Annotated in this window: 1 protein-coding gene; it reads right to left on the bottom strand. The window is 25.8% G+C overall.

The window, feature by feature from the left end:
- Positions 1-448: 448 nt before the first annotated feature.
- A partial coding sequence (locus tag AYC59_RS06730) for a site-specific DNA-methyltransferase (RefSeq protein ID WP_066896731.1) occupies positions 449-1723 on the bottom strand: 1275 nt, incomplete at its 5' end.

Here is a 1723-nt window from a genome sequence, read left to right as displayed (position 1 = left end):
TAAATCTTGTACCCCCCCCCCAAGATAATTTGCCTTAATAAATTAAAATCTATTCTTTCTTCTATAAATATTTCCGGAAAAATTTCTTTTAATTTTTTAACATTTTCTTGAACTAAATCCATACTTGTTCCATTTAATTTTTCCATTTTTCACTCCCTCTTTATTTTTATCATTTCAATTTTTCTTCAATTTCTTCTATACTAGGTAAACTACTTTTATAATTCTTAGGTAATAATTTAGATAAATTATATTCTTACTCCACCCATTTTAATTATTTTTTTCAACATAAAAAAGTGCTTCCCTCATTTTTACATCTTGTGATTAATAAAATGTGATGTCCCTAAGGAATAGAAAATATATAATCGAATGGGTCAACAGCTTGTTGACTTATTTTATAAAATAAATATTATTTTCATTATTCTATAACTTATTATTAATAAAATATAATTTATATACTTCTAATTTCATTTATTCCAACTTGTTCTAATTTCTTTATTGCATTTGTTTTATCTACATCATTTTTAAATGAATTATCTCTTAATATTACTGTCGTCTTAAAATCTTTATCTATTTCTAATATTTTTTTATATTCTTCACATATTGAATTTATTACTTCATCATTAATTTTTTCATTCAAACTTACTAATAGCCTTCCTCTACCTATTGAATAAAAAGCTTCATTTTCTTCTATTGGAATATTTAAGTCTAATCCATATTTTAATAAAATTTCATACAAAATATCCAATGAATTTCTATCTGACTTTATATTTTCTATTGAATCAAACAATGTTTGTTCTAAATCTTCTGTATTTGTATCCCATTCTTTTATATTTGTTGAATCCAACTTAAACACTTTAAAACCTATATCTAATTTTTCTCTATTTTCTAATGGAAGACTTTCATCTGATTTTATCTTTTCTCCTGCTCTTCTTATTCTTTCTTTTCCTATTTCACAGATATTTTTATATCCTGCTTTATATGCTTCTGAACTTTCATCACATAATTCAGGTAATTGTACCATTATATATTTTCTATTTCCTCCATCTTCTGCATTTAATTGCATTACCGAATGAGCTGTTGTTGATGAACCTGAGAAGAAATCTAAAATGATATCTCCTTGAACTGTGTATAATTCAATACATCTTTTTATTAATTCTACTGTTTTTGAATAATCAAAAATATGAACTTCATCAAATAATTCTTTTAATTTTTTTGTAGCATCTTGACTATGTCCAACCTCAGTATATTTCCATATTGTCATAGGAGTTATACTGTTTTTTACTTCACTTAAAAATCTTTTTTGTCTTGGAACACCATTTCCATCTTCTCCAAACCACACTCTATCATCTAATAACATCTCTTTAAATTTTTCTTCTGATAATCTCCAACTTCTTCCATTTGGAGGATAATTTTCTCTTCCACTTGGTGAAACTATCTTATATATATTGCTTTCTACTGCTGGACCTACTGAAAAATCTCCAGATGTCCAAACTCCTCTAGGGTCATTATCAGGATTTGAATACCTGTTGTCTGCTTCTTGATTTCTCTTTAGACCATTATTTATACTTAAATTTATGTTCTTACTATAACATACAATATAATCATGACTTTCTGAAAAATGTTTTTTTAAATTAACTGGTGCAAAAGCTCTCTCCCAAACGATTTGTGCTACAAAATTTTCTTCCCCAAATATTTCATCACATATCTTTTTTAAATTCGCTTG

Source organism: Pseudostreptobacillus hongkongensis, assembly GCF_001559795.1.
Classification (GTDB): Bacteria; Fusobacteriota; Fusobacteriia; order Fusobacteriales; family Leptotrichiaceae; genus Pseudostreptobacillus; species Pseudostreptobacillus hongkongensis.
This window is presented reverse-complemented; position numbering and strand designations above follow the sequence as displayed.